This window comes from Kitasatospora sp. NPDC005751 (genome assembly GCF_040630835.1).
Lineage (GTDB): Bacteria > Actinomycetota > Actinomycetes > Streptomycetales > Streptomycetaceae > Kitasatospora.
In genome coordinates, this window is record NZ_JBEXYC010000141.1 from 1 (window position 1) to 4,057 (window position 4,057).

Annotated in this window: 2 protein-coding genes; both read left to right on the forward strand. The window is 75.1% G+C overall.

Translation table 11 applies throughout. The annotated features are described in order from the left end of the window. Window positions 1–2,443 (forward strand): SDR family NAD(P)-dependent oxidoreductase (locus ABZ497_RS36620; protein ID WP_359812435.1); only part of this gene is annotated, 2,443 nt, incomplete at its 5' end. 31 nt (window positions 2,444–2,474) lie between these two features. After that, window positions 2,475–4,057: beta-ketoacyl synthase N-terminal-like domain-containing protein (locus ABZ497_RS36625; RefSeq protein WP_359812438.1), on the forward strand; the 1,583-nt coding region annotated here is incomplete at its 3' end.

The window sequence follows — 4,057 nt, forward strand, 5'->3', positions numbered from 1 at the left end:
GCCGACCGGCGCGGGCGCCGAGCAGATCGCCGCCCTCCCGACGGCACTCGCCACCGGCGAGCCGGAACTCGCCGTGCGCGGCACCCTGGCCCACGCACGGCGCCTGGCGCGCCCGGCGGGCGAGCTGGCGGTGCCCGAGGGCCCGTGGCGGCTGGAGCCCGATGCCGGCGGCTCGCTGGAGGGCCTCGTGCTCGCGGCGGCGCCGCAGACGGGCGACGCGCTGGAGCCCGGGCAGGTTCGGGTGGCGGTCCGCGTCGCCGGGCTGAACTTCCGGGACGTGCTGATCGGCCTGGGGATGTACCCGGGCGGTGGTGTGATGGGCAGTGAGCTCGCCGGAACGGTGCTCGAAGTCGGCTCCGGAGTCTCCGGGCTGGCCGTGGGCGACCGGGTGATGGGCGTCGCCGAAGGTGCGTTCGGCCCGGTGGCGGTCACGGACGCCCGGCAGCTGGTGCGGATCCCGGAGGGCTGGACCTTCGCCGAGGCCGCGTCCGTCCCGAGCGCGTTCATGACGGCCTGGTACGCGCTGGTCGAACTGGCCGAGGCCGAGGCCGGCCAGCGGGTGCTCGTGCACGCGGGTACCGGCGGCGTCGGCATGGCGGCGGTGCAGCTCGCCCGGCACCTGGGCCTGGAGGTGTTCGCGACGGCGAGTCCGGCGAAGTGGCCGGTGCTGGCCGCGATGGGCCTGGACGAAGCGCACATCTCCTCGTCCCGCGACGCCGGGTTCGAGGCGGAGTTCCTCGCCGCCACCGGCGGCGCGGGTGTGGACATCGTGGTCAACTCCCTGGCGGGCGAGCTGACGGACGCCTCGCTGCGGCTGCTGCCGCGCGGTGGGGCCTTCGTCGAGATGGGCCGCACCGACCTCCGTGACCCGGAGGCCCTGGCCGTCCAGTACCCGGGGGTCTTCTACCGGCCCTTCGACCTGGGCGAAGCCGGGCCCGAGCGGATGGGGGCGATGCTCGGCCGGATCGTCGACCTGATGGCCGCCGGCACGCTGACGAAGCTGCCGGTCCGGGCCTGGGACATCCGGCGGGCGCGTGAGGCGTTCCGCTTCATGCAGCAGGCACGCCACACCGGCAAGCTCGTCCTCACCGTCACCGTCGGCCCGGCCGAACCTCGCGAGCGCGGCAGGTCGGCGCTGGTCACGGGTGGCACGGGCACGCTCGGCGGCCTGGTGGCCAGGCATCTGGTGACCACCGGGCGGGCCGACGGGCTGGTGCTGACCGGCCGTTCCGGCCCGGCCGCGCCGGGTGCGGCCGCGCTCGCCGCGGAGCTGGCGCGGTCGGGCGCGTCGGTGGACGTGCTCGCCTGCGACGCGGCGGACCGCGACGCCCTGGCCGCCGTCCTGGCCGGAGTCCCGGCCGGGGCTCCGCTGACGACCGTGGTCCACACCGCCGGTGTCCTGGACGACGCGACCATCGCGTCGCTGACCCCCGAGCGGGTGGCCGCCGTGATGCGGCCCAAGGCCGACGGTGCCTGGAACCTGCACGAACTCACCCTGGGGCTGGACCTGGAGCACTTCGCCCTGTTCTCCTCGGCCGCGGCGACCTTCGCCAGCCCCGGTCAGGGCAACTACGTGGCGGCCAACGCGTTCCTGGACGCGCTGGCGGCCGACCGCCGGGCGGCCGGACTGCCCGCCACCTCGCTCGCCTGGGGCATGTGGGCCGAGGCCAGCGCACTGACCGGGCGGCTCAGCGACTCCGAGCGCGCCCGGATCAACCGCGGCGGCGTCGCCGCGCTCAGCGCGGACGAGGGCCTGGCGCTGCTGGACCTGGCGCTCGCCAGGGACGAGGCGGTGCTGGTCCCGGCCAAGCTGGACCTGGCCGGGCTGCGGGCCCAGGCCGGCCGCGCCGCCGACGTCCCGCCGCTGTGGCGGGCCCTGGTCGGCGGCGGGACGGGCCGGCGCCACGCCGCCTCGGGCGCCGTCGGTGCGGACTCGCTGCGCAAGCAGCTGGCCGGGGTGTCGGAGCCGGAGCGGCTGCGGCTGCTCGTCGACCTGGTCCGGGCCCACGTGGGCGCCGTGCTGGGGCACGCCTCCGTCGAGGCGGTCGAGTCCACCCGGGCCTTCACCGACCTGGGCTTCGACTCGCTCACCGCGGTCGAACTGCGCAACCGCCTGGGCACCGCGAGCGGACTGCGGCTGCCGGCCACCCTGGTGTTCGACTACCCCAACCCCACGGAACTGGCCGGGCTCCTGCTGGAGAAGCTGCTGCCGGAGCTCGCCGAGCACGGCGAGGCGGACGCGGCCGAGGAGAAGCTGCGGAAGGCTCTCGCGACCGTCCCGCTGTCCAGGTTCCGCGATGCCGGGCTGATGGAGGCGCTCATGCGGCTCGCCGACGTCCGGGACGCCGCGCTGATCGGCGACCAGGGCGAAGAGGCCGAGGCCATCGACGAGTTGGACGCGGACAGCCTGATCCGCCTGGCCCTGGACGGCGAGTCGGAGTGATGTTGATGATGCTCGATGCGTGGAGGCAGCGATGACCGGACAGGCCGACAAGCTCCTTGAAGCGCTGCGTGCCTCCGTGAAGGAAACCGAGCGGCTGCGACAGCGGAACCGCCAGCTCGTCTCGGCGGCCTCGGAACCGCTGGCGATCGTCGGCATGAGCTGCCGCTACCCCGGGGGCGTGACGACCCCCGAGGAACTGTGGGAGCTGCTCGCCGCCGGCGGGGACGCGATCTCCGGGTTCCCGGACGACCGTGGCTGGGACACCGAGGGCGTCTACGACCCCGACCCCGACCACCAGGGCACGTCCTACGTGGTCGAGGGCGGGTTCCTGCGGGACGCGGCCGGCTTCGACGCCGGGTTCTTCGGGATCTCGCCGCGTGAGGCGCTGGCGATGGACCCGCAGCAGCGGCTGCTGCTGGAGACGTCCTGGGAGGCGCTGGAGCGGGCCGGGGTCGACCCGGCCTCGCTCCGGGGCTCGCAGACCGGCGTGTTCGTCGGCGTCGCCCCCTCCGACTACGTCGCGCACCAGTCCCTGCAGACCATGGAGGGGCTCGACTGGCACCTCATGACCGGTGGTGCGGCCAGCGTCATGTCCGGCCGCATCTCCTACCTGCTCGGTCTGCAGGGGCCGGCGGTCTCCGTCGACACGGCGTGTTCGTCGTCGCTGGTGGCGCTGCACCTGGCCTGCCAGGCGGTGCGCGCCGGGGAGTGCTCGCTGGCGCTGGCCGGCGGTGTCACGGTCATGGCCACCACCATGGGCTTCGTCGGGTTCTCCCGGCAGCGCGGCCTGGCCGAGGACGGGCGTTGCAAGGCGTTCTCGGCCGACGCGGACGGCATGGGGATGGGCGAGGGCGCCGGCATGGTCGTCGTCGAGCGCCTGTCGGACGCGCTGCGCAACGGGCACAAGGTGCTCGCGGTGGTGCGCGGTTCGGCCGTGAACCAGGACGGCGCGTCCAACGGTCTGACGGCGCCGAACGGTCCGTCCCAGCAGCGGGTGATCCGCGCGGCCCTGGCGAACGCGCGGATCTCGGCCGCCGACGTGGACGCGGTCGAGGCGCACGGCACGGGCACCACGCTGGGCGACCCGATCGAGGCGCAGGCCCTGCTCACCACGTACGGCCAGGACCGTCCGGAGGGACGGCCGCTGCTGCTGGGGTCGGTGAAGTCCAACATCGGTCACTCCCAGCAGGCGGCGGGTGTCGCCGGTGTGATCAAGATGGTGCTGGCCCTCCAGCACGAGCAGCTGCCGAAGACCCTGCACGCGGACGTGCCGTCGCCGCACGTCGACTGGACGGAAGGCGAGGTCCGGCTGCTGACCGAAGCCGTGCCGTGGCCGGCCGGTGAGCGGGCCCGCCGGGCCGGGGTGTCCTCGTTCGGCCTGAGCGGTACCAACGCGCACATCATCCTGGAGGAGGCCCCGGCCGGGGGCGGCGAGCCCCAGGAGGGTGACACCCCGGCGACGGCGCCGGTGGTGTCGGGGGCGGACGCCTGGCTGGTGTCGGGCCGCACGGCCGAGGGCCTGACGGCGCAGGCGGATCGGCTGCACGCGTGGGTGTCGGCGCGGCCGTCGGTGGAGTCGGCGGAGGTGGCGTGGTCGCTGGCGACGACGCGGTC